This window comes from Streptosporangium sp. NPDC020072 (assembly GCF_040631445.1).
Taxonomy (GTDB): domain Bacteria; phylum Actinomycetota; class Actinomycetes; order Streptosporangiales; family Streptosporangiaceae; genus Streptosporangium.
In genome coordinates, this window is sequence record NZ_JBEYAB010000018.1 from 71138 (window position 1) to 97978 (window position 26841).

Annotated in this window: 19 protein-coding genes; 6 read left to right on the forward strand and 13 right to left on the reverse strand. The window is 71.1% G+C overall.

Annotation, left to right across the window (positions count from 1 at the left end; all coding sequences use genetic code 11):
* Positions 1–263: 263 nt before the first annotated feature.
* Both ABZ470_RS35495 and ABZ470_RS35500 read left to right on the forward strand, forming a co-directional pair.
* Positions 264–2084: an ABC transporter ATP-binding protein gene (locus tag ABZ470_RS35495; RefSeq protein ID WP_362916960.1), complete on the forward strand. Its 1821-nt coding sequence runs from the start codon at positions 264–266 to the stop codon at positions 2082–2084.
* On the forward strand, positions 2081–3964 hold the full coding sequence (locus ABZ470_RS35500; protein ID WP_362916962.1) for an ABC transporter ATP-binding protein: 1884 nt from the start codon (positions 2081–2083) through the stop codon (positions 3962–3964). Before ABZ470_RS35495 ends, ABZ470_RS35500 begins: the two co-directional genes overlap by 4 nt.
* A gap of 80 nt (positions 3965–4044) precedes the next feature.
* On the opposite strand, the gene ABZ470_RS35505 is transcribed toward ABZ470_RS35500, so the two are convergent.
* From ABZ470_RS35505 to ABZ470_RS35515, 3 genes are all read right to left on the reverse strand, one after another.
* Positions 4045–7518: a M28 family peptidase gene (locus tag ABZ470_RS35505; protein WP_362916964.1), complete on the reverse strand. Its 3474-nt coding sequence runs from the start codon at positions 7516–7518 to the stop codon at positions 4045–4047.
* Between the two features lie 710 nt (positions 7519–8228).
* Complete coding sequence (locus ABZ470_RS35510) at positions 8229–8576, reverse strand: hypothetical protein (RefSeq protein WP_352012623.1); 348 nt, start codon at positions 8574–8576, stop codon at positions 8229–8231.
* Between the two features lie 244 nt (positions 8577–8820).
* Complete coding sequence (locus tag ABZ470_RS35515; protein WP_362916967.1) at positions 8821–9771, reverse strand: LysR family transcriptional regulator; 951 nt, start codon at positions 9769–9771, stop codon at positions 8821–8823.
* A gap of 462 nt (positions 9772–10233) precedes the next feature.
* On the opposite strand from ABZ470_RS35515, the gene ABZ470_RS35520 reads away from it, so the two are divergent.
* Both ABZ470_RS35520 and ABZ470_RS35525 read left to right on the forward strand, forming a co-directional pair.
* Entirely contained in the window at positions 10234–10893 is a 660-nt protein-coding gene (locus ABZ470_RS35520) for a restriction endonuclease (protein WP_362772135.1), read from the forward strand.
* Between the two features lie 176 nt (positions 10894–11069).
* Complete coding sequence (locus ABZ470_RS35525; RefSeq protein ID WP_352012626.1) at positions 11070–11696, forward strand: response regulator transcription factor; 627 nt, start codon at positions 11070–11072, stop codon at positions 11694–11696.
* 324 nt (positions 11697–12020) lie between these two features.
* On the opposite strand, the gene ABZ470_RS35530 is transcribed toward ABZ470_RS35525, so the two are convergent.
* Positions 12021–13367 (reverse strand): ATP-binding protein, encoded by a 1347-nt coding sequence (locus tag ABZ470_RS35530; RefSeq protein ID WP_362916969.1) that lies wholly within the window; start codon positions 13365–13367, stop codon positions 12021–12023.
* A 207-nt stretch (positions 13368–13574) separates the two neighbouring features.
* Positions 13575–15134 (reverse strand): 4-hydroxyphenylacetate 3-hydroxylase N-terminal domain-containing protein, encoded by a 1560-nt coding sequence (locus ABZ470_RS35535; RefSeq protein WP_362772130.1) that lies wholly within the window; start codon positions 15132–15134, stop codon positions 13575–13577.
* Between the two features lie 592 nt (positions 15135–15726).
* On the opposite strand from ABZ470_RS35535, the gene ABZ470_RS35540 reads away from it, so the two are divergent.
* A complete protein-coding gene (locus tag ABZ470_RS35540) occupies positions 15727–16137 on the forward strand; it encodes an SgcJ/EcaC family oxidoreductase (protein WP_362916971.1) in 411 nt (136 codons plus the stop codon).
* A 60-nt stretch (positions 16138–16197) separates the two neighbouring features.
* Here ABZ470_RS35540 and ABZ470_RS35545 read toward each other — a convergent pair whose 3' ends face one another.
* The 6 genes from ABZ470_RS35545 to ABZ470_RS35570 form a co-directional block, all read right to left on the reverse strand.
* Positions 16198–17457: a dihydrolipoamide acetyltransferase family protein gene (locus ABZ470_RS35545; RefSeq protein ID WP_362916973.1), complete on the reverse strand. Its 1260-nt coding sequence runs from the start codon at positions 17455–17457 to the stop codon at positions 16198–16200.
* A complete protein-coding gene (locus ABZ470_RS35550; protein ID WP_362916975.1) occupies positions 17454–18431 on the reverse strand; it encodes an alpha-ketoacid dehydrogenase subunit beta in 978 nt (325 codons plus the stop codon). The genes ABZ470_RS35545 and ABZ470_RS35550 overlap by 4 nt, the downstream gene beginning before the upstream one ends.
* Positions 18432–18458: 27 nt before the next feature.
* Complete coding sequence (gene pdhA, locus ABZ470_RS35555; RefSeq protein WP_362917094.1) at positions 18459–19508, reverse strand: pyruvate dehydrogenase (acetyl-transferring) E1 component subunit alpha; 1050 nt, start codon at positions 19506–19508, stop codon at positions 18459–18461.
* Positions 19509–19748: 240 nt separating this feature from the next.
* On the reverse strand, positions 19749–19964 hold the full coding sequence (locus tag ABZ470_RS35560; protein WP_362916977.1) for an MbtH family protein: 216 nt from the start codon (positions 19962–19964) through the stop codon (positions 19749–19751).
* A gap of 60 nt (positions 19965–20024) precedes the next feature.
* Positions 20025–21779: a non-ribosomal peptide synthetase gene (locus ABZ470_RS35565; RefSeq protein ID WP_362916979.1), complete on the reverse strand. Its 1755-nt coding sequence runs from the start codon at positions 21777–21779 to the stop codon at positions 20025–20027.
* 278 nt (positions 21780–22057) lie between these two features.
* On the reverse strand, positions 22058–23209 hold the full coding sequence (locus ABZ470_RS35570) for a carotenoid oxygenase family protein (RefSeq protein ID WP_362916981.1): 1152 nt from the start codon (positions 23207–23209) through the stop codon (positions 22058–22060).
* 84 nt (positions 23210–23293) lie between these two features.
* Between ABZ470_RS35570 and ABZ470_RS35575 the strand changes: the two genes are divergently transcribed.
* Complete coding sequence (locus tag ABZ470_RS35575; RefSeq protein ID WP_362916983.1) at positions 23294–23989, forward strand: TetR/AcrR family transcriptional regulator; 696 nt, start codon at positions 23294–23296, stop codon at positions 23987–23989.
* 33 nt (positions 23990–24022) lie between these two features.
* Here the strand turns inward: ABZ470_RS35575 and ABZ470_RS35580 are convergent, their stop codons facing one another.
* Together ABZ470_RS35580 and ABZ470_RS35585 are read right to left on the reverse strand one after the other, a co-directional pair.
* Positions 24023–25564, reverse strand: a complete 1542-nt coding sequence (locus tag ABZ470_RS35580) for an acyl-CoA carboxylase subunit beta (protein WP_362917096.1) — start codon at positions 25562–25564, stop codon at positions 24023–24025.
* Between the two features lie 101 nt (positions 25565–25665).
* Positions 25666–26787 (reverse strand): NAD-dependent epimerase/dehydratase family protein, encoded by a 1122-nt coding sequence (locus tag ABZ470_RS35585; RefSeq protein ID WP_362916985.1) that lies wholly within the window; start codon positions 26785–26787, stop codon positions 25666–25668.
* Positions 26788–26841: the final 54 nt, after the last annotated feature.

Consider the following 26841-nt stretch of genomic DNA (forward strand, 5'->3'; position numbering starts at 1 on the left):
GGTGGAGACAGGAGAACTCCACCCGTGGGTGGAGACGCGGGTCGTGTGGCCCCGATGTCAGGGGAGGCCCACTTTCAGGACAGTTGTCGGCGTCTGAACCGTTGCGGACACTCTGATGGTCGCCGCACGCCGGACGGGGGGACCGATCCGGCGGGCGTTCACCGGGGCCCGTGACGCGGAAAACCGTTTGACGGGGGTTTTAGCCTTTACGGGCCCTTCTGCGAGGACAGTGCTGAACCCAGTAAGGAGCGTGCTGCCTGCTGATGCCCTCCGATACCGTCGCCTCAGCGCGAGAATCCGGTACCACCCGTTCCCCTCTCCCCCACCCCCGCCGCGCCAGGATCTCGTCACTGTGGCGGTTGCGGCCCTACCTCCGTCCCTACACGACCCGGCTGATCGTCATCTGGCTGGCCGCCCTGGCCGGGGTCGGGATCGGCATCGTCATCCCGCTGATCGGCAGGGAGGTCATCGACGGCCCCGTCGCCAGCGGTGAGACCGACGCGCTGCTCCCGCTGTTCCTGCTCGCGCTGGCCCTCGGCGCGGGTGAGGCGCTGCTGGTCCTGCTGCGCAGGTGGATGCTCGGCGAGGCCGTCCTCGGCGTGGAGACCAGCATCCGCGACGACCTCTACGCCCACCTCCAGCGGCTGCCGATGGGCTTCCACGGCTCCTGGCAGTCCGGGCAGCTGTTGTCCCGCGCGACGACCGACCTGTCGGCGATCCGGCGCTTCCTCGGCTTCGGCATGCTCTTCCTCGTCCTGATCAGCGTCCAGATCGTGACGGTCACGGGCCTGCTGCTGAACATGTACTGGCCGCTCGGCCTGCTGGTCGCCGCCTCGGCGTTGCCGATCGCCCTCATCTCGCTGCGTTTCGAGCGGGGGTACGTCGACGCCTCACGCCGGGTCCAGGACCAGCAGGGCGACCTGGCCACCCTGGTCGAGGAGTCCGCGGCGGGCATCCGCACGATCAAGGCCTTCGGGCGGGGGCCGTACGTCGGCGGCGTCTTCGGCGACGCGGCGCTGAAGATCTACCGCACCGCGATGGAGAAGGTGGGCCTGTCCTCCCGCTTCTTCACCTTCCTTGAGGTCGTCCCCAACGTCACCCTCGCCGTGGTACTGCTGACCGGTGCGCTCGCGGTCGGCACGGGAGCGCTGACCCTGGGCACGATGGTGGCCTTCACCACGCTGATGCTGCAGCTGGTGTGGCCCATCTCCGCGCTCGGCTTCATCCTGGTGATGGGCCAGGAGGCGATGACCGCGGCCGACCGGGTGATGGAGGTCCTGGACACCGAGCCCGCCATCGTCGGCGGCACGGACGCGGTCGAACGGCCCCGCGGGCACCTGCGCTTCGAGGGGGTCGGCTTCACCTTCCCCGGCGCGGACAGGCCGGTGCTGCGCGACGTCTGGCTGGACGTCCGTCCGGGGGAGACGGTGGCGGTCGTCGGCGCGACGGGGTCGGGCAAGACCACGCTGACCTCGCTGGTGCCCCGCCTGTACGACGTCACCGAGGGCCGGGTCACCCTCGACGGCCACGACGTGCGGGACCTGTCCCTGACCGCGCTCCGCACCATGGTCGCCACCGCCTTCGAGGAGCCGACGCTGTTCTCGATGAGCGTCAGGGAGAACCTCACGCTGGGACGGCACGACGCCACCGAGGAGGAGATGGCGGCGGCCGTCGAGATCGCCCAGGCCGGGTTCGTCCACGACCTGCCGTGGGGGCTGGAGACCAGGATCGGCGAGCAGGGCATGTCGCTGTCCGGTGGCCAGCGTCAGCGCCTGGCCCTGGCCCGCGCCGTGCTGGCCAGGCCGAAGGTCCTCGTCCTCGACGACACCCTCTCCGCCCTGGACGTCGAGACCGAGGCCCTGGTCGAGGAGGCGCTCAGGCGGGTGCTGCGGGACGCGACCGGGATCGTCGTCGCGCACCGCGCCTCGACGGTGCTGCTCGCCGACCGGGTCGCCCTGCTGCTCGACGGCACGATCACCCACGTCGGCCCGCACCACGAGCTGATGGCGACCGTTCCCGAGTACCGCGAGCTGCTGTCGGCGGCCCTCGACGAGCCGCTGGACGAACAGGAGGCGCTGCTGTGAGCGGGACCACGAAGGAGAACCAGAAGACGGAGACGACCGGCGAGAGCCCGGGCTGGCGGGGCGTCGCCGCGGAGAACCAGGACGAGCTGTCCGAGCGGGCCTCCTTCCTGCTGCGCGCCCGGTCGCGACGGCTGCTGGCCGAGCTGCTGCGGCCGTACCGGCGGGAGATCGCGGTGCTCGTCGCGGTCATCGTGGTCTGCAACGGGGCCTCGCTGGCCATCCCGTTCCTGGTCAAGGTGGGCATCGACTCGGGCATCCCGCCGATGACCTCGGGACAGGGACCGGGCACGCTCGTCGCGGTGGTCATGGCGGTGCTGGTGGCCGCGGCGCTCCAGGCGGCGACCCGGCAGGTGTTCCTCAGGCGCTCCGGCCGTATCGGCCAGGACGTCCTGCTCGAACTGCGGCGGCGGGTCTTCGCCCACTTCCAGCGGCTGTCGCTGTCCTTCCACGAGGACTACACCTCCGGCCGGGTCGTCTCCCGGCTCACCTCCGACATCGACGCCATCTACGAGATGCTCGAATCCGGCTTCGACGGGCTCGTCACCGCGGTGCTGACCCTGACCGGGACCGCCGTCCTGCTGCTCGTCCTCGACGTACGGCTCGGCCTGGTCGCCCTGCTCCCGCTGCCGGTGCTGCTGCTGTTCACCCGCTGGTTCCGGCGGCAGTCGAGCATCGCCTACCGCAGGACACGGGAGACGGTCGCGCTGCTGATCGTCCACTTCGTGGAGTCGATGGCCGGTGTCAGGGCGGTCCAGGCCTTCCGCAGGGAGCCGCGCAACCAGGAGATCTTCGGCCGGCTCAACGTCGACTACCGCGACGCCAACATCCGGGGCATGCGCCTGATCTCGATCTTCGCACCGGTCGTCAAACTGATCGGGAACGTCACGATCGCCGCGATCCTGCTCTACGGCGGGTGGCTGGCGCTCGGCGGCCACGTCACGGTCGGCGTGCTGGCCGCGTTCCTGCTCTACCTGCGTCAGTTCTACGAGCCGATGCAGGAGATCTCGCAGTTCTACAACGCCTTCCAGTCGGCGGGCGCGGCGCTGGAGAAGCTCTCCGGCGTGCTGGAGGAGAGACCCGACGTCGCCGAGCCGCGTGACCCCGTGCCGCTGGTACGGCCACGCGGTGGCGTCCGGTTCGAGGCGGTCGAGTTCTCCTACCTCGACGGGACCCCCGTACTGCCCAGGATGGACCTGACGATTCCCGCCGGGCAGAGTGTGGCGCTGGTCGGCACGACGGGGGCGGGCAAGACCACCCTGGCCAAGCTCGTGGCCAGGTTCTACGACCCGGTCGCCGGGCGTGTGCTGCTGGACGGGGTCGATCTGCGCGACCTGGACGACGAGACGCTGCGCGCGGCGGTGGTCCTGGTGACGCAGGAGAACTTCCTGTTCACCGGGTCGGTCGCGGACAACATCAGGTTCGGCAGGCCGGAGGCGTCCACGGCCGAGGTCGTCGAGGCCGCCAAGGCGGTCGGCGCCCACGGCTTCGTCTCCGCGCTCGCCGACGGCTACGACACCCAGGTCGGCAAGCACGGCGGACGGCTCTCCGCGGGACAGCGGCAACTCGTCGCCTTCGCCAGGGCCTTCCTCGCCGACCCGGCGGTGCTGATCCTCGACGAGGCGACCTCAAGTCTCGACGTACCGGGAGAACGGCTGGTGCAGCGGGCGATGCGCACGATCCTCGCCGACCGGACCGCCCTGATCATCGCGCACCGCCTCTCGACCGTCGAGATCGCCGACCGGGTCCTGGTCATGGAGGGCGGCGAGATCGTCGAGGACGGGCCGCCCGATCGGCTCGTCCGGGACGCGGGCCGGTTCGCGGACCTGCACCGGGCCTGGCGCGAGAGCGTCTCCGACCTGCCGGGCAGGCTTCCCGGATAACGGCGGGGGCGGTGGCCCGGACCCTCACAGGTCCGGGCCACCGCCGGGTGCTCGCTCTCCGGTTTCTTGGGGTGTTCCCGCTAGAAGGAGATGCTCCAGGAGTTGACCACTCCGGTGTCTCCCTGGAAGTAGTCGCCGACCATGAGCGACCAGGTGCCGTTGCCGAGCCTGGAGGGGTTGCTCACGGTGAAGGTGACCGGCCCGTCGTAGGGGGTGCAGGCCTCGTAGCCCTCGTACTTCAGCACCCGGGCGGACCCGTTCGGCTGGTACAGGGTGATGCGCACGTCCTGCGAGCAGGTGTGCTGGATGTCGGCCGTGACGGTGAACGTGCTTTCGGGTTCCCCGTCGAGGGCGACGTCGATGTCGGTGTAGTCCTGGTAGCCGTCGTTGATCTCGAAGGGCGTGTCGTTGGTGAAGGTGCGCCCGCCGCCGGTCCCGCCGACGGTGAGGGTGAAGACGGCCGAGCGGTTGGCGCTCGTCCCGTTGCCGTTGAGGCTGATGGAGTAGGTGCCCGCCGGGGTCGCGGACGAGGTGGTGATGCTGACCGAGGAACTCTGCCCGCTGGTGATGGTCGCCGGGCTGAAGCTCACGTTCGCGCCGGAGGGCACGCCGCCGGCGTTGAGCGAGACCGACTGGGCGTTGCCCGAGGTGACCTGGGTGCTCAGCGTCGCCGAGGCCGATTCACCGGCCTGGACCGTGGCCGAGGACGGGCTGACCGAGACCGAGAAGTCGTCGGTCGGGGGCGGGGTGTCGCCGCCGACGGCGCCCTTCCAGACCGCGTACGCGGCGGCGTCGGCCGCCCGGTCGAGGATGGTGTCGTTGATGTTGCTGGTGGTGTCACAGGAGGAGTGGTAGCAGGAGTCGTACGCCCTGCCCGACGTACCTCCCCACTTGGTGGCCTGGGCCGAGGTCTTGATGTCACTGGCGCCCGCGGCCACACCGGAGGTGGCGATGCCCGCGTTGCGGAAGGAGGCGTCGTCGGAGCGGTTGGCGCCCTCGACGTTCTCCTCGGTCTGGACGCCGATCTTGGTGTAGAAGGCCTTGAGATCGGCCGCCGCGGCGGTGGCGATGTTGTTGATGAAGTAGCCGCCGTTGGGCGAGCCGACCATGTCGTAGTTGTAGTAGACCTTGATCTTGGAGCGCTCGGCCGAGCTGAGCGAGCCGACGTAGTACTTCGAGCCGAGCAGGCCCTGCTCCTCGTCGGTCCACCAGCCGAACCGCACGTGCTTGGTCATGGTGGGGTTCTTCGCGGCGAGGGTCAGCGCGACCTCAAGCAGGGTGGCGGAGCCCGAGCCGTTGTCGTTGATGCCGGGACCGGCGGAGACGCTGTCGAGGTGGGCACCGGACATGACGACCTGGTTGGCGTCGCCGCCCGGCCAGTCGGCGATCAGGTTGGGACCCGCGCCGCCGCTGCAGCCGGAGGTGCAGCTCTGCCGGGTCACGGTGTAGCCCGCGGCGCGGAGCTTGTTCTCCACGTAGCTGACCGACTGGGTGTAGCCGGCGCCGGTCGAACGGCGGTTGCCGCCGTTGCTCGACGCGATGGACTGGAACTGCTGCAGGTGCGCCTTGACGTTGGCGAGGCTGATGTCCGGTGCCTCACCGCCGCCGGGCGGGCCGCCGCTGACCGTGAGCGAGTACGTCGCGGTCCTGTCGACGTCGGTGCCGTCCGCGGTGACCGTGATCGACGAGGTGCCGTTCGGCGTGTTCGACGAGGTCGTGACGCTCAGCGTCGAGCTCTGGCCCGCGGTGATGGTCGGCGGGCTGAAGGAGGCGCTCGCCCCCGAAGGCAGGCCGGAGGCCCGCAGCGTGATGGACTGGGCGCTGCCCGCCGTCACCGTGGTGCCGACGGTCGAGGTCGCCTGCTGGCCCGCCTGGACGCTGCCCGAGGTGGGGTTGAGGGAGACCGAGAAGTCGTTCGGGTTCTGGATGGTGCAGGTGCCCTCACCGGAACCGGCGGAGACGTTGACCGCGCTCCAGGCCGCCCTGACCGCGTTCCACTCGACGCAGCTGTTGGGGAAGAGCTGCTTGGCCGCGGCGACCGTGGCGGCGCGCGCCTTGGCGTGGGTCCACGGCGAGGTCTTGTTGTTGAGCCCGGCCATGAAGATCTGGCCGGCCTTCTGGATGCCGATGCCGGTCAGGTTCGACGATCCGGAGCAGACCGGGCTGGTGGGCTTGCCGCCGCCGGGGTTGGTGCCCTCGGCCAGCAGGTAGAACCAGTGGTTCTGCGGACCGGCCGCCGCGTGCACCTCGGTGTTCGGGATCGAGGAGCTGTAGCAGTCCGGGTCGCCGTTGGTGCTCGGCTTGTACATGTAGCGGATCGGCCCCTGGCCGACCAGGTTGACCTCTTCGCCGACCTGGTAGTCCGCCGGGTCGTTGGGGTTGTTGGCGTAGCTTTCGAGCAGCGCGCCGAAGATGTCACCGGTCGACTCGTTCAGGCCGCCGGCCTCGTTGCCGCTGCCGCCGTCCCCGGAGCCGGAGAACTGGAAGATGGCGTGGCCGAACTCGTGGCCGACGACGTCCATCGGGGTCGCCTGCTGGTTGTTCGACTGGTTGTGGCCGAAGTTGGTGTAGGACCCGTTCCAGTACGCGTTGACGTCGTTGAGGCCGACGCGGATGGGGAAGGCGCCGCCCCGGCCGTTGAAGCCGTTGCGGCCCAGCCAGTCCCTGAGCATGTTCCACTCGGTCTGCGCCGCGTAGAGGGCGTCGACGCAGGCGGTCTCAAGGTTGGTGCCGGAGCCGTTGCCCCAGGAGTCGGTGCTCTTGGTGTAGGCCGAGCCGTTCTGGCCGCCACAGGCCAGGCCGCTGCGGGTGGTGTCACGCATGGTGTAGGAACCGGACGACCCCGAGGTCTGGATGGTGACCGGGTTGCCGTTGTAGAAGCTGTTGCCGGTGCCCGCGCGGACCTCGTCGTAGGAGTCCAGCACCGAGCCGGTCAGCGCGTCGACGAAGACGTGCAGCACGCTGGGCGCCTTCTCGGTGGCGCCCCTGACCACGACCTCCCAGGCCAGCTTCGGCTGGGTGCCCGCCGCGTGGACCAGCAGGGTCGGGGCGTCGGCGCTCTCCACCTTGGCGAGCTTGGCGCGGGCGGTGGCCGCCGCCGTCGAGGGCCTGACCCTGGGGGTGACCCCGACCTTGATCTCCGCCCGCTGGCCGGAGGCGACCTGGCCGAGCTGGTCACCCGCCCGGTCGGTGGTCACGATCACGTCGCCGCCGTAGACCGGCAGCCCTCGGTGGGTGCGGGCGTAGGTCAGGTACTGCAGGCCGTACGCACCGTCGATGGTCTTGGCCAGGGTGAACTTGTCCTGTGCGCTCTTGCGCAGTGTCCCGGACTCCGCGGCCAGCGCCTTGCCCGCGTTCGCGATCGCACGCTCGCGGCCTCTGGCGTTGGGTGGGGTGAACGCCCTGTCGAGTTTCTGCGCCGCTCCCACGGGGGTGGGCTTCGCGTCCACCGCGGGCTTGGCCGCGTAGGCGCCGGGCGCGTTCGCGAACGTGGAAGCCGCCAGCGCCGCTGTCGCCAGTACGGCGACGGCACCTGTTCTGAGCTTGGATCTCACTCTGGATGACTCCTCTCACAAGTCCCCTGGGGGGAAAGGGACCAAGGAGCCGTGGCCGGCCAGGGCTGGACCAAAGGTGCCATTACTACGACATGTCAGGAACCCTCCAGCTGCCCATAGTCCGCCACTATGGGGTGATCAGGCGTTCATCTCTTGACAGGGGACAGGCGCGTATTCACTGGTCAGCGGACACCCGTTACCCATCGGATGAGCGGCTGAAATCGTCGATGTCATATGCCGGCCGACGGTCGCGCGACCAGGCCGTTCTTGAGCGTCCGCAGGTCATTCCCCATCCCGCGAACATCAGGGGCGGCGCCAAAGACCTCCGGCACAACCGGAGTCAATGTCGTTGTCAGGCCCGGTCATCGCCCACGGGAGAACGACCGGGCCGGTCAGCGCCCCGAGGCCAATGACCACACGAACCGCCGGGGGGTACGGCGGAGCGGCCGGGATGCGGAGAGACTGCGCCCCGCACCGTGGACACGCCGCGTTGACAACAGTATTAAATAGGAAACCTTCCTGTGCAATGAATAACGGCGGTCCGTTTCGGACACACCTTTTCCGTCCGGGCCGACCACCGCAAAGACGGGCGCCGTTTCCCGGGCCGGGCTTTCCCCGGGCCGTCCGGGCGGCCTCCACGGAAAGGTTCGCCCGGAGGAAAAGAGAAGAGGGCGGCGCCGCACGGTCGCGGGCCGCCCTCTCGAATCCGGCTAACGACAGGTTTCGTATTCCAGCGCCGGAGCGTACATCCAGGCCAGACGGCCACCGGCCAGGTAGACAGCACGTCTGCCATTGACCTGGTTGGGCTTCATCACATAGGAACTTGGCCCGGTAACGGGGGAATCATCCGCCTTCGGATCCTGATAGACCAGCTCGGCGCCCATGTAACTGACGTACACACTCGACCCGCCATGACCTGTGTTGACCTTGTAGATGTTGACGGTGCAGGGGGCCGCCTGGGCGGGAATGGCCGATACGGTGGTCAATCCGCTCCCGAGAAGCGCCGCGACGGCGGCGGCCGTCGCGGCGCTTCGGAGCGATGAGCGATAGAGCTTCATTGATCCTCCGGAATCGTGTTCTGAGCCGCTGATCATTGCGGCGTTTCCACGATGTCAGAACATGAGCAGCAGCGGTCTAATCCCATGGTTTGTGGCCTCAAAAGCATCGGCCACAGCCTTCTCGGCACGCTCATCCGGAAGATGAAAATCTTTCCCCTTGATATGATACGTCTTCACTTTTCCAATTTTTTCACTCGAACCAGATTTGCCGCATGAACCCCATCAAGACGACCGGCATGGGACACTACGGAAAACGCAGGGGCTGTCCGTGGCGTTCGAGCCAGGCCGCGTAGACGGGGACCTTCAGCGCCTCGCTCCAGTACCTGCGGATCGCACTGCTGATCAGGGAGACCACGTGCTCGGCCAGCGGACCGTGCCGGGTCCAGGCGATGATGTAGCGGAACAACATGGGGGTGCCCACCAGCGGGCGGACCACGATCCCCGGGTGCGGCTGGTAGATCGCCTGGAACATTCCCACACACCTGCCCGCTCTGATCAGGTCGTAGGCCAGGGCGGGACTGACCGAGAAGTTCAGCCTGGGGGCGAAGCCGTGCTTCCTGCAGGCGTCCCAGAAGTGCTCCCTGTGGCCCACCTCCGCCTGCGGGGGCATCGCCCAGTCGTCGCCGGCCAGGTCGGCCAGGTCGATCTCCTCCTGCCGGGCCAGCGGATGGGACTCCGCGAGCCCGATGAAGATCGGTTCGATCACCGGGATCTCGTACACCACCCCGGGCGGCGGCGTCAGCTCGTAGCCCGGATAGTCACCCAGGACGGCCAGTTCCAGCCTGCCCGTCTCCATGAAGGAGTGCAGGGTGTCCATGCACTCCTCGGTACGGATGGTGAAGTCCACCCCGGGCACCAGGTCGTACATGCAGTTGCTGACGTATCCCGCCAGCGACATCGGCGCACAGCCGACCCGCACGAGAGGTTTCCCCGTACCCCGCTCGACGTAGTGGCGCGCATCCCGTTGCAGGGTGCCGAAGGCGTGCAACAGCGAACTCGACCGCTCCAGCATCCATCCGCCGAGCGCGGTCGGGCGGCTGCCCTCGTGGGCCCGTTCGAACAGCTGGCCGCCGAGCATGCGCTCTATGCGCTGCAGCTGACCGGCCAGCGCGGGCTGGGACAGTCCGAGGGAGGAGGCCGCCTTGGAGATACTGCCGTGCTCGGCGATCGCATGGATGACCCGAAGATGGCGCATTTCCATGTCCATGCGGCGATGATAGGGAGAAACCCTACCATTTTAAATCAAAATCCAATAGCGATTTCACAGGGTTCCAAGACTGTGCACATCTTTCCGGGTCAAACGAGAGAGCGCTCCCCGGTCCTCCGCCGCCCCGCGCGCCCCGGCGCCCCCCACCGCGCGGTACGGCGGCACCGCCACCTCGCCCCCGCCGGGCCGTACCGGGACCCGATCCGGGCGGCGCCCCTCGGGGCCACGGGGCGGCACCCAAATGAAGTTCGCGTTCTCTCCATAAGCCTTATATGGCGAACTATCCGCTCTTTTATGGTTTTTCCCTTTCGTACGGCCTCGCCAACGCGATCGGCCCCCGGGGGACTTTCTTCCGCGAAAGGGGGAACTCTCCCTCCTCTCATGACCGTTTCTGTCGGAGACGTCGTTCACACTCACTGCTTCGACCCCCTGACGACGGGAGCTGACACGATGGCGGACCGGCGACCGGCCGGAAGAAGACGACCCTCGGGCGCGGGAAAGCGCGGGAAGGGAGGCGAGACCGGTCTCCTGCTCTGGCTCTTCGGCGCCGCGCTGGTGTTCCTGCTGCTCAGGGCGGCCCTGCCCTTCCTGCAGCGGAACTGGCCGTGGTTCGTGGCCGCCGCCGTCGCCGCGCTCGTCCTGGCCACGGCCTTCGCCGTGGCGCGTGCCAGAGTGACGGCCGAGCGGGAGCGCAGGTGGTTCCGGGAGAACTCCGAGCTGGAGCGGGTCGACCGGCTGACGGGGGCGGAGTTCGAGAGGCTCACCGCGGAACTGCTGCGCCGGGACGGCTTCCGTCATGTCAGGCTGCTCGGCGGCGCGGGCGACCGGGGCGTCGACCTGACCGCGATCGGCCCCGGTGGCCGTCCCTTCGCCTTCCAGTGCAAGCGCTACACCGGCAGCGTCGGCGCCCCCCAGGTCCGCGACTTCCTCGGCGCGCTGGCCCACGCCTTCGCCGGGCACACCGGCGTCCTGGTCACCTCCGGCCGCCTCACCCGCCCCGCCCTGACCGAGGCGAACCAGGGCGGGCTGATCCTCGTCGAGCGTGAGCGGCTGGCCGCCTGGCTCGGCGGCGAGGCCCTCCTGCCCGGCCGTACGGCTCGCGGGGGCTGAGCCCTCCCACCGGGCGTGACTCAGGCGCTGTATGCCTTGGTATATGTCATATTTCGCACTTCGACCGGCTTAATGATCTATGTTAGTCAGGTCGAAAAGTAAGGACATAATGGGATTTTGACGCGTTCATATCACGGCGAGACCACCCCGTTTCCTCGGTGCCGGGAAGGGCAACCATGATCGCGGTTTCAGTGGTCGACGACGACCGGATGCTGCTCGACGGACTGACCGCCTGGTTCTCCGGAGTCCCCGACATACGCCTGGCGGGCACCGCCCGCACGGTCACAGAACTGCTCTCCAGAGGACACGCCCCCGCCGACGTGGTGATCCTCGACCTGCTCCTGGCCGACCGCTCCGACCCGATCGGCAACGTACGCAGGATCGTGGCCACGGGCAGCCGGGTGCTCGTGGTCAGCGTGATCACCTCACCGAGCATGGGCTCCCAGGTCGTCAGGGCCGGAGCCGGTGGATACCTCACCAAGGACCACGACCTGAGCGTGCTGACCTCCGCCGTCCGCGAGGTCGCCACCCGGGGAAGCACGCACTCCCCCGAACTGGCGCTCTGCTGGCTGTCCGACCGCGCCGCCGACCGCCCCGTGCTCTCCCCCCAGGAACGGGCCGTACTGCTGGCCTACGCGTCGGGGATGACGCTGTCCGCGGCGGCCCGCAGCGCGGGAGTCCAGCCGGGAACCGCCAAGAACTACCTCGACCGGGTCAAGGAGAAGTACCGCAGAGCGGGCAGACCCGCCTACACCAAACTCGACCTCGCCACCCGGGTGAGGGAGGACGGCTGGTTGAGATAGCTGTGTCTTTTTGCTCCGCCTTCGGCGTCGCGGGCTTGGGCGCTTCGAGTCGGCGCTTTCCCTCGTCACTCCGTCGCTGTGCTCCTGCGTTCCTCAGTCCAAGCGCCGACGCGCCCAAGCCGAAACCCCTCATACTTGGCGCCGGTAAAGCACAAGGTCAAACCCCTCGCGCACGACACCGGGTAAGGCACAAGCCGACGCTCTTCACTTCTGGCGTCGGAGACAGTGGGGAACCCCGTAAGGCGCCTCACGGGCGAGGGGATCTCTTGAGGGTCCTTCTGCGGGCCACTTGGTGGAGGGCACGACGGGGTCGTGCACCGCGGGTCAGCCGTGTGCGCCGCGGTCACTCTGACGCCCGGCCCCTCCGGGCCCGGTGGGGGGCCGGGCTCCGTCTCGGTTGACGTGACCGTCGAGGATCGGCCCCGTCCCGCTCCCTGCCGGGTCACCGGGCCAGACCAGTTCGACGCAGGTGCCCTCGCCTTCGGCGGACAGGACGGTGACCTGACCGCCGACCTCCCGCATGCGGCCGGCGACGGAGGAGGCGAGCCCGAAGCCCGGGGCTGTGGAGGCCGGGTCGAAGCCTCTCCCCCGGTCCACGACGCGCACGGTCACCCGACGGCCCCGGCCGTCCTCAGGAACGTTCCCGTGCGCGTCCTCGCCGATGACCGTCAGCCATGCCTCCTTCGTCGCCGAGTGCAGGGCCACGTTGTTGAGCGCCTCCTGGGAGGCGTCCGCGAGAGCGGAGACGACGGCCGCGGGCACCCGCTCGGGCAGGCAGGCCGCGGCGTAGCGGACCCGCAGCCCGAGCCCGGAGGCCCTGGTGATCACCTTGGCCAGGCTGTCCTCCAGGCGGGCGGCCGTTCCGGTGCCCTCGCGCCCGATGAGCAGCCTGACGTACTCCGCGTCGGCGGCGCAGCGCAGCCGTACCTGCTCCTCCCTGTGGTCGAGACCGCCACGGGCGATGGCCGTCAGGGTGGTGAGCACCGTGTCGTGCAGCCGCCGGTAGTGCGCCAGACGCTCGGCGGAACGCGCCTGGTCGGCGACGTGGCCCGTCTCTGTGGCCAGCCGCCGGTCGGCCAGGTCGTCCAGGCGGTTCGCCTGCGCCCGCAGGTAACGGTGGATGAAGCAGACGATGACCGCGAACCACAGGTAGGAGTTCAGGCGCACCACGATGTCGATCGGCAACGGGTACCTGCTGCCGAGGTCGCCCGCGTGCGCCACCAGGTAGGCCAGCGCGGGCGGCAGCAGCGCCCACGCCCACGCGAGGGACTCCGCGACCGCCCCGGTCAACGCCCCCGTGGCCATGAGGGCCGACGACGACCAGTTCGCCGGGGCTCGGGAGTCACCGAGGCAGTTGGCGCCGACCGCCGGCAGGAGCCCGCAGGTCACCGCGACGTCCGCGGCCACCGCCCAGCGGGCGAACCAGCCCCGGCGCCGGGTGGTCACGACCAGCGCGGCGTTCCAGGCGACCGCGACGGCCAGCAGGACCACGTTCAGCGCGGCGCTCCGGTAGAGGCGGTCGGCGCTGAAGACTCCCGCGACGGCGGGCACCAGGTAGCTCGCGCGCTGCAGGACCAGCAGCATCACGACGAACCGGTTGACCCGATCCCGTCCCGGCCGGGCCGCGAGGTACTCGGAGTCACGCCAGCCAAGGGAGCATGAGCGCCGCACCCGTTCTCTCCACTCTCCCCGGCGCCGTTCCGGGGTCCGCCGACCGTCACACCCCCCGTCACACCCCCGTGTACTTCCCCGTCAGTCTTCACCGAAGACGCGGCCCGCGCCATGCGGAGGGCGTGGCCACCTCAGGCCGCGCCGCCCGCGGAACGGTGCGAACCCACGGTTGTCCCGGTCCGGGCGTGTCCGGACGGCGCGGCGGGGTCAGCCGTTGAGCAGGTCGTTCCTGGCGTGGCGCAGGTCGTCGAAGGAGGACAGGTCGGGGACGGTCCAGCCGTTCAGGTCGTACTCCCCGAGGCACCGCTCGACGAACGCCTTGTAGTCGTCGATCTGCCCCGACGCGCCCTGCCCGAGCAGCAGCTCGACGCGGGTGCTCTCGTGGTTGCCCGCGTAGTTGAGCTCGTACAGCTCGTGCCGGCCGCCGAACTCGGTGCCGACCGCGTCCCACAGCAGCTTCATGACCTTGACCCGCTCGACGGCGTCCACCCCGTTCGAGCCCCGGACGAATCTGTCCAGGTAGGGACGGATGTCCGGGTTCTTGAAGTCGTCGGCGCTGGAGTTGACGTAGATCAGCCCGCTGGCGACGTCCTTCAGCACGATCTCCCTGATCCTGGGGTAGCCGACCTGCATGAACCACCGGTAGGCCATGCCGTACTGGGGGTTGGGCAGCACCGCGCCGTTGCGCCACGGGACGGGGTTGCGCGCGGCGGCGTCCGACAGCGCCCAGAAGAGGTTCCGCCAGGCCAGGACCTCGCCCATCCTGCTCTGCACGCCCCGGAAGTCCCTGGTGCCGGTGATCTCAAGCGCCTTGGCCAGCAGGCCCGCGATGAACTCCAGTTTCACCGCCAGGCGGGTGCAGCCGTGAAAGGTGAAGCGCTCGATGAAGCCGGAGTGCCCGGTGAACAGCTGGACCTTTCCCACGTCGCCGTAGACGAAGACGTTCTCCCAGGGGATGAGGACCTTGTCCAGCACCAGGATGGTGTCGTTCTCGTCGAGGCGCGAGGAGAGCGGGTAGTCGAAGGGACTGCCCATCACCGCTGCGGCGGCGGTGTAGGAGGGGCGGCAGATCAGCTTCATCCCCCGCGCGCCCATCGGCACCGTGGCCACCAGCGCGAACTCCCGTCTCTTGATCGGCAGTCCGTAGTGGGCGATGAAGTTGTAGTGGGTGAGCGCCGAGCCGGTGGCGACCACCTTGGCCCCGCTGACGACCAGGCCCGCGTCGGTCTCCCGCTCCACGTGGACGAAGACGTCGGCGACCTCGTCCGGCGGGCGGCTGCGGTCGACCGGGGGATGGACGATGGCGTGGTTCCAGTAGAGGACCTTCTCCTGCGACTCGGCGTACCACCGGCGCGCGTTGTCGGCGAAGGGCTCGTAGAAGTCGGCGTTCGCGCCGAGCGTGCCGAGGAAGGAGGCCTTGTAGTCGGGGCTGCGGCCCATCCAGCCGTAGCTCATGCGCGCCCACTCGGCGATGGCCCGCTGGTCGGCGACGAGGTCCTCGGCGCTGTGCGGCGTGGTGAAGAACCTGTGGGTGTATCCGCCGCTTCCCGTGTCGGTCGGCGCGGTGAGGACCTCGCGCCTGGCCGGGTCGTGCAGCGCGTCGTAGAGCCGCGCCGTCATCCGGATGGGGTTGCGGAAGGCCGGGTGGGTCGTGGGGTCCTTGACGCGTTCGCCGTACACGTAGATCTCACGGTCGTCACGCAGGCTCTCGATGTACTCCTCACCGGTCAGCGGGCGGGTCACGGGGCCTGTCTGCTCGTCTCGCACCTCGACTCCTCGGGGAAGTTGTGGGCGGCGCCGCGGAACTCAATGGTGGCACCCGGTGGTGGCGATGCCTTTCTCCCAGATTGCGCTGATCACCGCGGTTCTCCCGGACAGCGCAATCCGAGAGATGCGGGGCCCCCGGACCGGGTGGGACGGTCGGAGGGTGAGCACACCGGAGGCGGTCGCCGCCATCGCCGGTGGATGACAGTGGATGACAGGGGCGTCCGGCTCCGGGCGGTTCCCGACCGTCTCATGGGGACCACCGCTCTCCCGCCTTCCGTGACCGTACGAGCGGCACGCCTCCCGGTTCTCATCCGCTAGTTCCCAGCTGGTTCCCAGGAGGAAATGGTGCTGACCGCCGACGTTCCCGCATCAGGACGGCCGACCGGCCGCGTGTCCGAGTTGCCCCCGGCCCGGCGGGAGGACCCGTCCTGTCCGCCGGGGGACGACAAGGAGACGGAGGGTGTGACCTGGACCCTGGCACGGAGGAGGGCGGCGCGTGCCCGCGCGTGCCCGTCCCCCGCCTGGGAGATTCCGGACGAGGCCGCCTGAGACTTCCCGACGACCATCGGACAGCCAGGAGAAAGGGAGAAACATGACAACGACCAGCCCCTCGGACGCTGACAGGGCCGCCGTGGCGGCCGTCCCCCAGCGCGTCGTCGACGCGTGGGCCGAACACGACGCGGAGGCCTTCGCCGGCGTCTTCACCGAGGACGGGAGCATGATCCTGCCCGGCCTCTACCGCAAGGGCCGTCAGGAGATCCACTCGTTCATGGCGGAGGCGTTCGAGGGCCCGTTCAAGGGCACCCAGGTGACCGGGCGCCCGATCGACATCAGGTTCCTCGGCGAGACGACCGGGGTGCTGATCACGCAGGGCGGCGTACTGACTCCGGGTGAGACCGAGGTCTCCCCGGAACGTGCCATCCGGGCCTCCTGGCTGGTCGTCAAGGAGGACGGCCAGTGGCGGCTCGCCGCCTACCAGAACAGCCCCGTCAACCCGGCCTGACCCGCCCGCGCGGACGCCGCCCGGCCCCACGGCCGGGCGGCGTCCTCGTGCCGGGGCCGGTCAGGACCAGGCGAGCATCAGGAGCGGATCCTCCAGCATGGCGCCGATCTCGCGGAGCACCGTGGCGCCCAGTTCGCCGTCCACGATCCGGTGGTCGAACGACAGCGCCAGCGTGGCGACCCTGCGGACCGTGACCCGTCCCTCGTGCACCCAGGGCATGTCCCTGATCTGGCCGAGCGCGAGGATCGCCGACTCACCCGGCGGCAGGATCGGGGTTCCGGCGTCCACCCCGAAGACGCCCGTGTTGGTGATCGTGACGGTTCCCCCCGACAGGTCCCCGGGGGTGGTCCCGCCCGCCCGCGCGGTCTCGGTCAGCTCCGTCAGGGCGCGGGCCAGGGCGGGCAGCGACAGGTCGTCGGCTCCCTTGACGTTGGGGACGATCAGCCCGCGTTCCGTGGCGACGGCGACGCCGAGGTTCACCCGCCGCCAGAGCACGATCTCCTGGGCGGCCTCGTCCCACGAGGAGTTGATCATCGGGTTGCGCCTGACCGCGATCACCAGCGCCCTGGCGACGGGCAGCAGCGGCGAGACCCTGGTCCCGGCGAAGTCGGCCAGCCCGCGCAGCCTCGTGACCAGCTCCGTCATCGCGGTGACGTCGACCTGCAGCCAGGTGGTCACGTGCGGGGCGGTGAACGCCGAGCGCACCATCGCCTCCGCCGTGCGCCTGCGCACCCCCCTGACCGGGATCCGCTCCTGCCCGCCGCCGGGCTCCGGGTCCGGTACGGCCGCCGCCCGCCGGACGTCCTCGTGGGTGACCGATCCTCCCGGGCCGGTCCTGGCGAGGGCGGCCAGGTCGACGCCGAGGTCCTTGGCCAGTCTGCGGACGGTCGGCTCGCCCGCGCCACCGTCTCCGCTCCCTCCGGGCCTTTCGGATCTTCCGGGCCTTTCAGGGGCGGTCCGCCTGCGCGGCCTGCGGCTCGTCGCGCCCGGCATGGCCCCGTACCCGACGAGCACGGGAACCCGCTCCTGCTCCCGAGAGGCGACGGGCGGGGCCACCCGGGGGGCGTCCCCGCCGACGGCCACGGTGATGAGCGGTGTGCCGACCTCGACCGTCGTACCCTCCTCGACGAGGAGTTCCCCCACGACGCCCGCGAAGGGGCAGGGCAGCTCGACGACGGCCTTGGCCGTCTCGATCTCAAGGACGACCTGGTTGACCCGCACGGGCTCGCCGGGGCGCACGTGCCACCTGACGATCTCCGCCTCGACGAGCCCCTCACCGACGTCGGGGAGCGCGAACCGTCTCAGCTCGCTCATGCTCACCAGGCCATGGTCCGGTCGACGGCGTCGAGGACGCGGTCGAGGTCGGGAAGGTAGTGCCGTTCGAGGCGCGAGGGCGGGTAGGGCGTGGAGAAGCCGCCGACCCGCAGCACCGGGGCCCGCAGGTCGTAGAAGCACCGTTCGGTGATCCTCGCCGCCAGCTCCGCGCCGTACCCGCTGAACACCGGGGCCTCGTGCACGACGACGCACCGGCCGGTCCTGCGCACCGAGGACAGCACCGTCGCCTCGTCCAGGGGACTGAGCGAGCGGACGTCGACGACCTCGACGGAGCGGCTCTCGTCGGCCTGGGCGGCTTCGAGACAGGTCCGTACGGCCGGGCCGTAGGCCAGCAGCGTCACGTCCCGCCCCGGGCGGGCGACCACGGCCCGGCCGAGGGGCACCGCTCCCGACGGGTCGAGCTCGACCGGCGCCTTGTCCCAGTAGCGCCGTTTCGGCTCGAACAGGATCACCGGGTCGGGGCAGGAGATGGCCTGCTGGATCATCGTGTAGGCGTCGGAGGGGTTGGAGCAGGCGACCACGCGCAGGCCGCCGGTGTGGGTGAAGTACGCCTCGGGGGACTCGCTGTGGTGTTCGGCGGCGCCGATGCCGCCGCCGAACGGGATCCGGACGACGACGGGAAGTTCGAGTGTGCCGAGGGAACGCAACCGCATCTTGGCGAGCTGGGTGGTGATCTGGTTGAAGGCGGGGAACACGAACCCGTCGAACTGGATCTCGCACACCGGGCGGTAGCCGCGCAGCGCGAGCCCGATGGCCGTGCCGACGATGCCCGACTCGGCCAGGGGCGTGTCGATGACCCTGCTCTCGCCGAAGTCCTTCTGCAGGCCGTCGGTCACCCGGAAGACACCGCCGAGCCTGCCGACGTCCTCCCCCATGACGAGGACCCTGGGGTCGCGTTCCATGGCCTTGCGCAGGCCCTCGTTCATCGCCCGGGACAAAGACAGGGTCTCAACGCCCACCGTCGTGCCTCCCTTCGCGTGTCTCCCTCATCGCGGCGTGTCCTCGAAGGAGGCGAGGTAGGCGGCGAAGGCGGCGCGCTCGTCCTCGACCAGCGGGTGCTCGGCCGCGTAGACGTTGTCCCACAGCTCGTCGAGGTCCGGATCGGGCAGTTCCCGGCACCGGGTGCGCAGGTCCGCCCCGATCCGTTCCGCCTCCGCCTCGACCTCGGCGAGGAAGGCCTCGTCCGCGGCGCCGCAGGACAGCAGGTAGGTCCTGACCCGTTCGACGGGGTCCTTGAGCAGCCAGGCCTCGGTCTCGGCGCGCGGGCGGTAGCGGCCGGGGTCGTCCGTCGTCGTGTGGGCCCCCATCCGGTAGGTGAACGCCTCGACCAGCGTCGGCCCCTGCCCGCTGCGCGCGTTGTCCAGCGCCCTCGCGGTCACCGCCAGGCAGGCCAGCACGTCGTTGCCGTCCACCCTGACGCCGGGGAAGCCGAAGCCGTCCGCGCGCCGGTGCAGCGGGACGCGTGACTGCCGCTCGGTGGGTTCGGAGATCGCCCACTGGTTGTTCTGGCAGAAGAACACGATCGGCGCGTTCTGCACGGCCGCCCAGGCGAACGCCTCGTTGACGTCGCCCTCGCTGGTCGCGCCGTCACCGAAGTAGGCGATCACCGCGTCCTCCGCGCCGTCGCGCTGGACGCCCATGGCGTAGCCGGTCGCGTGCAGGACCTGGCTGCCGATGACGATCGTCGGCAGGTGCAGGTTGTGCTCCCTGGGGTCCCACCCGGCGTGGTTGATCCCCCGGAAGGAGCCGAGTTCCCGCACCGGGTCGACGCCCCTGCACCAGGCGACGCCGTGCTCGCGGTAGCTGGGGAAGGCCATGTCCCCGGGATGCAGGGCGCGGGCCGAGCCGACCTGCGCCGCCTCCTGGCCGCGCAGCGAGGGCCAGACGGCCAGCTCTCCCTGCCTGGCCAGGGCCAGGGCCTCCTCGTCGAGTCTCCTGACGATCACCAGGTCCCGGTAGAGGCTCCTGACCTCCCGCGCGGTGAAGACGGCGTCGTAGTCCGGGTGCTCGACCCGCCTGCCGTCCGGGGTGAGCAGCCGGACGGGTTCCTGCGGGGGCGGCGGGGGCGGCGGGGGCGCTGTGACGGTCCCCGGGGGCGTACCGCGCGCGGCGTCGATGGTCACGTGCCACTCCTCGTGCGTTGCGGTGGTCGGGAACCGGCGCGCGGCCGGTTGCCGGTGGTGTCCGTGGGTGCGGGCCCCCGCGTGTCCGCGGAACCCGCGAACGGCCGGTGAGGGACCCGGGCGGATCGCGGCGTACGGCCCCGGCCCGGGCGTTCAGCGCGGGGTGTCCAGGTGGGCGGCGAGGCCACGGGGCCGGGTGTCGGTCCAGTGCCGCCTGACGTGGCCGAGGCAGTCCTCACGCCCCGCGGGGCCGTGGGTGACGGCCCATCCCGCGGGCACGGCGGCGAAGACGGGCCACAGGGAGTGCTGACCCTGTTCGTTGACCAGCACGAGGAAGGTTCCGTCCGGGTTCTCGAAGGGGTTGGCCATCTCGTTCTCCTTCTCCGTTACCGGGCTTCGGACGCGAGGGCTCGAAGAGCTGACAAGCCGTCAGGCGCCACCGAACCGCGCCGCCAGGCCCGCGACCGTCGGGGTGTCGAACAGGGCGCTGATCGGCAGGTCCTCGCCCAGTTCCGCGTGGATGCGGCTGATGAGCCGCATCGCCAGCAGTGACTGGCCGTCGAGGTCGAAGAAGCTGTCGTCGACGCCGACCCGCGTCACGCCGAGCACCTCGGCGAACAGGGCGCACAGGGTCTCCTCAAGCCGGCCGCTCGGGGCTCGGTAGGCGGGCAGGCCCGTGAAGTCGGGCTCGGGCAACGCCGCGCGGTCCAGTTTCCCGTTGGGGGTCAGCGGCAGGGTGTCGAGCACGACGAACGCGGCGGGCACCATGTAGTCCGGCAGCGCCCGCGCCGCGTGGGCGCGCAACGCCTCCACGTCGGCGCCACCGGGTCCGGGCACGACGTAGGCGGCCAGTCTTCTCTCTCCGTCCTCGGCCCGTCTGGCGACGACCGCGACGTGGGCGAGCCCGGGGTGTCTCGCCAGGACCGCCTCGATCTCGGCGGGTTCGACCCGGAAGCCCCGGATCTTCACCTGGTCGCCCGCGCGGCCGACGAAGTCGAGCTGTCCCTTGGCGGTCAGCCGTACCAGGTCGCCGGTGCGGTACATCCGCTCGCCGGGTCCCGCGAACGGGTCGGCGACGAAGCTCTGCGCGGTCAGGTCGGCCCGGCCCGCGTAGCCGCGCGCCAGGCGGGTGCCGCCCACGTACAGCTCGCCGACCGTGCCGGGCGGGACGGGGGTGAGGGTCTCGTCGAGGACGCGCAGCCGTACGTCGTCGAGCGGGCCGCCGACCGGTACGGCGCCCTCCTCGGTGTAGGGGGCGGTCATCGGGCCGTGGGTGACGAACAGGGCCGTCTCCGTGGCGCCGTACATGGCCCTGACCACCGTGTCCGGGCAGGCGTCGAGCACCCGCCGTACGGCCTCGGGCGCGATCACGTCCCCGCCGGTCAGCACCTCGCGCACCCCGGCCAGGCACTTGGGCGCCTCCTCGGCGAGCACCCGGAACAGCCCGGCCGTCAGGTGCAGACCGGTGATCGCCTCCTCGGTCACGAGCCTGCCCAGGGTGGCCACGCCGAGGACGCCGGGGGGCGCGACGACGATCCGGCCGCCGTTCAGCAGCGGCACCCACAGCTCGTAGGTGGAGACGCTGAAGGCGTGCGGCGCGACCATCAGCACCCGTTCGTGCCGCCCGCCCTCCCAGCAGGAGTCGAAGGCCAGCCCGAGGACGCCCCGGTGGGTGACGCCGACGCCCTTCGGCTCTCCCGTCGAGCCCGAGGTGTACATCTGGTAGGCGAGCTGGTCCGGGTGGGAGTCCACGCCCGGGTCGGCCGGGGACTCCCCCGCCGACTCACGGCCTCCGTCGACGACGACGAGCGGGCCGCCCTCCGGCAGGCCGCGCCCGAGGGTCGTCGCGTCGGCGAGCAGGATCGGCGCGCCCGCGTGGTCCATGATCCACTGGATGCGCTCCGGCGGGTGGGAGGTGTGCAGCGGCAGGTAGAACGCCCCGGTCTTGAGCACCGCCAGGATGGCGGCGACCATGTCGGCCGAACGCTCCATCAGCACCGCGACCGGCCTCTCCGGACGGGCTCCCCGTCCGAGCAGCAGGTGCGCGAGCCGGTTGGCCCGTTCGTCCAGCTCCCGGTAGGTCAGGCGGAGGTCGCCGAAGGAGACGGCCGTCGCGTCCGGGGTCAGCGCCGCCTGGGCGGCGAAGCGTCCCTGGACGGAACCCTGGGTGGAAGGGGAAGCCATCGCGTACTCCAATCCGTTCGTTCCGCCTGAGCCCGCCGTGCGGGCCGCCCGCGCGGGCGGGAGCCGGGGGCCGGGGGCGGGGCGGATTCGCGGGCACGACGGGCACGGGCGGGCGCCGGCGGCCGGGGCCGTCACCCCCGCCGTGGACGGCCGCCGTCGCGTCCGGTCACGCAGTCAGCGTCACATCCGCCCGCTGTACAGCGCATCTCCCGGATTGCGATGCTCTCCGGCGCTCTCCGGCGCTCTCCGGTGCTCTCCGGTGCGGCTCTCCGCCGGGGTCAGGCGGGCAGCCAGGCGGCGCGGCCGTAGGCGGGCGGCGGGCAGGGGACGTGGACGACGGCGTACGGCCCGGCCGCCAGGTCGAGCGCGTCGAGCACCAGCAACCCGCCCTCTCGCCTGGCGTCGTCCCGGACGAAGACGAGGAGCCAGCCGTCGCCCTCAGCGGGCCCCCGGGGCACGAACACGGGGTCCCCGGCGCGCTTCCCCGCGCCGAGCCGGTGTTCCCGGAGGCCGCCGGTCGTCAGGTCGTACCGGACGAGCGCGGCGCCCTCCCGCGGGTCACGGGAGCCGAACACGTGGCGGTGCGCGCGACCCGTCGCCCGTTCGTCGGCCAGGGCCGTCTCCGCCCCCGGTGCCAGCTCCCGTTCCCCGACGGCGCCGGTGACCGGGTCGAGTGTCCAGCGCCACAGCCGCGGCGACCCCTGCGGGCCGGGAGCCCCGTCATAGGCCCGGGGGTGGCGCACGGCGTCGACCACGACCTTCCCGTCCTCCTCGTAGGCGTTCACCGCCCGGGAGACGTGGCAGGGGCCGATCTCGAACCAGCGCGGCTCCGGCGCCCCCTCGCGGGGCAGCAGGCCGACGCGCGCCCTCGCGCCCGGCCGCCAGGAGTACGGCGGGCGGGTCCCGGCCAGGGCGGCGGCGCGGTCGTGGAGGACCGGCGGGTCGAACACGACGACGTGGTGCCCGGTGAGGGCGGCGGCGCTCATGAGGGGCGCGCCGTCGAGGGCGAAGGGCCGGGCGTGGCGGACGGCGCCGCCGGAGTCGGCGACCAGGTGCTCGGCGTGTCCCAGCCCGGGGTAGGAGGCGACGGCGTGCCACCGGCCGGTGGCGGGGTCGCGGACGGGCCTGGCGAGCGAGAGGGGCCCGGGGACCCGGCCGCCGGGGTTCGCGGGCCGTACGGCGGGGGCCAGGGCGGGCACCGGCCCGAAGGGGCTCGCCGGGGGGACGGTCGTGCGGGCGCGGTGCCGGAAGGCCTCTCCCCCGCGCAGGCCGACGCCGGACAGGAGGGTCCTGCCGTCGCCGAGGGGATGCGGGAAGGCTTGGAGGAAGCACCCGTCGAGCCCCTCGGGAAGGGCTCCCTCGACGGGGAGCCGCAACGGTGACGGCACCCAGGCGGGGGCCTGGCCGGACGCGCGAGCTGGGGCGGCCATGAGGCGCCTCCTCCGGGCGGGGTCAGCAATACCATAACGGTGTTGTGCTTAGAAACATATCGGCGTTATGTAATACTTGTCAACATGAGTCCCCGCCGAGCAGACCCCAGGACACGTCCCGCACTGGTCGACATCGCCGCCCGGCTGCTCGCCGAGGAGGGACCGCAGGCCCTGTCGACCCGGCGGCTCGCCACCGAGGCCGACAGCTCGACGATGGCGGTCTACACCCACTTCGGGGGCATGAGCGGGCTGGTGCGGGAGATCGTGCACGAGGGGTTCGCCCGGCTGCAGCGCCATCTCACCCACGTGCGCCAGACCGGTGACCCGGTGGCCGACATGGCGCTGCTCGGCAGGGCCTACCGCCACAACGCGCTGGCCAACCCGCATCTGTACGCGGTGATGTTCGGCGGGGCGTCGCTGGCCGGCTTCTCCCTGACGGAGGAGGACCGCCAGCACGGGCGCTACACGCTGGGCAACGTCGTCAAGTGCGCCACCCGCTGCTTCGAGACGGGCCGGTTCAGGGCGGAGGACGCCGAACTCGTCGCCCACCAGATGTGGAGCGCGATCCACGGGCTGGTCACCCTGGAGCTCGGCGGCTACCTCATCGCCCCCTACGACGCCGAGCGCTGCTTCGAGGCCCAGCTCACCGCCCTGATGGTCAGCTCGGGGGACGACCTGGACAGCGCGAGGAGATCGGTCGCCCTGTCCAGGGACCGGATGCGGGCCGAGGTCGAGGAGACCGGAGGTCAGGGCCTGTTCCGCGAGGCACCGCCTGCGTGACCGCGGCGGGCGTGAGGCTCCGCGGAACGGAACCTAGAGGGGGATGTTGCCGTGTTTGCGCTGCGGCGGCGTCTGGCGCTTGTTGCGCAGCATGGCCAGGGCGCGCGCGACCGCGGCGCGTGTCTCCGCCGGGTCGATCACGTCGTCGACCAGCCCCCGTTCCGCGGCGTAGTGCGGGTGCATGAGCCGCTCGGAGTACTCGGCGACGAGTTCGGCGGCCAGTTCGGCCGGGTCGGCCGCGGCGGCCAGCTCCTTGCGGAAGATGACGTTGACCGCTCCCTGCGCGCCCATCACGGCGATCTCGTTCGTCGGCCAGGCCAGGGAGAGGTCGCAGCCGATGGAGCGGGAGTCCATCACGATGTAGGCGCCGCCGTACGCCTTGCGCAGGATGACCTGGACGCGGGGCACGGTGGCCTCGCAGTAGGCGTACAGCAGTTTGGCGCCGTGCCTGATGATGCCCGCGTGCTCCTGGTCGGGGCCGGGCAGGAAGCCGGGGACGTCGACCAGTGTCACCAGCGGGATGCCGAAGGCATCGCAGAAGCGGACGAACCTCGCCGCCTTCTGTGACGCCGCGACGTCCAGGACCCCCGCGAGCACCATGGGCTGGTTGCCGACCAGGCCGACCACCTCGCCGTCGACGCGGGCCAGCGCGCACACCACGTTCGGCGCCCAGCCCTCCTGCAGTTCGAGGAACTCGCCGTCGTCGACCAGTTCGGCGACGACCGAGCGGATGTCGTACGGCCTGTTCGGCTCGACGGGCACGATCTCGGCGAACCCGGGCCGGTGGTCGGTCGTGGCCTGGCGCGGCGGCCCGGCGGGCGGCGGCTCCAGGTTGTTGCTCGGCAGCAGGGACAGCAGGTAGCGCACGTCCTCAAGCGCGCTCTCCTCGTCGTCGTGCACGAAGGTGGCCACCCCGGAGCGACCGCCGTGCACCTCGGCGCCGCCCAGTTCGTCGTGGGTGACCCGCCTGCCGCTGACCGCCTCGACGACGTCGGGGCCGGTCAGGTACATCCGCGCGGTCTCGCGGACCATGAAGGTGAAGTCGGCCAGGGCCGGGGAGTAGGCCGCTCCCCCGGCGCAGGGGCCGAGGATCACGCTGATCTGCGGGATCACTCCGGAGGCCTGGACGTTGCGGCGGAAGATGCCGCCGTAGCCGTCCAGGGACATCACCCCCTCCTGGATACGGGCGCCGCCGCTGTCGTTGAGCCCGATGAGGGGCGCTCCGGTGGCGATCGCCAGGTCCATCACCTTGTGGATCTTCGCCGCGTGCGCGTGGCCCAGCGAGCCGCCGAAGATCGTGAAGTCCTGGGCGTAGACGAAGACCCGGCGCCCGTCCACCGTGCCCGAGCCGGCGACCACCCCGTCGGTGTGCGGGCGCCGCTCACCCATCCCCAGGTCGTTCGCCTGGTGGCGGCGGTACATGTCGATCTCGGTGAAGGAGCCCTCGTCGAGCAGCAGGTCGAGCCGCTCCCGCGCCGTCCGTTTGCCCAGCGACCGCTGCCGCTCGACCGCGGCCCGGGAGCCCGCGGCGATCCGGCCGCGCAGCCTGTCGTGCCGCTCACGCAGCAGGTCCATCGAGCGTGGCGGCTCGCCGGGCCCGTCCTCCCCTCCCGCGCCGGAGGGGGCGGGCACATCTTTGACGTCGTCCCGCAGGCCGGTCCGCCTGCCTGCCGGGGTCACGACGCCCTCACCGGCGTCAGGTCCCCGCGCGCCGTGCCCGCCTGCCGGTCCGACAGCGACCCGTTGGCGTGCAGCCAGCGCACGGTCTCGCCGACCGTCTCGGCGACGGGACGCGGGACGACGCCGCCGGTGCTCGCCCCCTTCGCCACCCGTGTCGCGCAGGCGCACACGTAGACGGCGCCGTACTGCGCCGGGATGTGCCAGGGGCACACCCGCTGCGCGAGGTCGGCCAGCAGCCCGGCCGGGAGCATGGCGCGGGCGGGCAGGAAGAGCGTCGGCAGGCGGCGTCCGGTCACCTCGCGCAGCACCTCCACATAGCGCCGGGTCGTCAGGTAGTGGCCGGGCCCGAAGTGCCTGGCCGGGCCGCCGCCGTACGGCGTGAGCAGTTCGGCGTGCAGCGCGGCGGTGTCCCGCACGTCGCCGAGGGGCAGCCCGCCGAGCGGCCAGACCGGCATCAGGCCCCGCAGGACGTCACGGAGCCTGGCGGTCTGGTCGCCGAGCCTGGGGTCGTGCGGGCCGAGCAGGGCCGGCGGGTAGGTGATCACCACCGGGGCGCCCTCCCGCTGGTGGCCCCGGGCCACGGCCTCGGCCGCCGCCTTGCTCGCCATGTACGGCTCGCGGGGCCTGCCGACGGGGGTGTCCTCGCGGACGACCCGGCCGGGGGCGGGGAACAACGCCGCGACGCTGGAGACGTGGATGATCGGGTCGGCTCCCGCCGCGCGCGCGGCCCCGAGCACGACCTCGGCGCCCCGCTCGTTGGTCCGCCGCACACTCGCGCGCCGCCTGCTGTCGAAGGTGTAGACCGCCGCCGCGTGCAGCACGGCGTCCGCCCCCCGCACCGCCCGGCCGACCGCCTCGCCGTCGGTGACGTCTCCGGTCACCACCTCGACGACGTCCCCAAAGGTGTCCCCGAAGGTGTCCGCGAAGGTGTCCTCGTCGGCGCTCCCGCCCGGCGCCGGGCCGGGCAGGAGAGGGGCCAGGGCGCGGGCGACCCCGGACGGTTCGCGGACGAGCAGGCGGACCCGGTGCCCCGCCCGCAGGAACGCCGCGACCGAATGGGCCCCGACGAATCCGGTGCCGCCTGTCACGCTCACCAGCATCAGAAATACCTCGCTCATGGCGGAATCACTGGGCGTTTCGCAGCAAGCGTGCACGAGTGAAGATCCCATTGT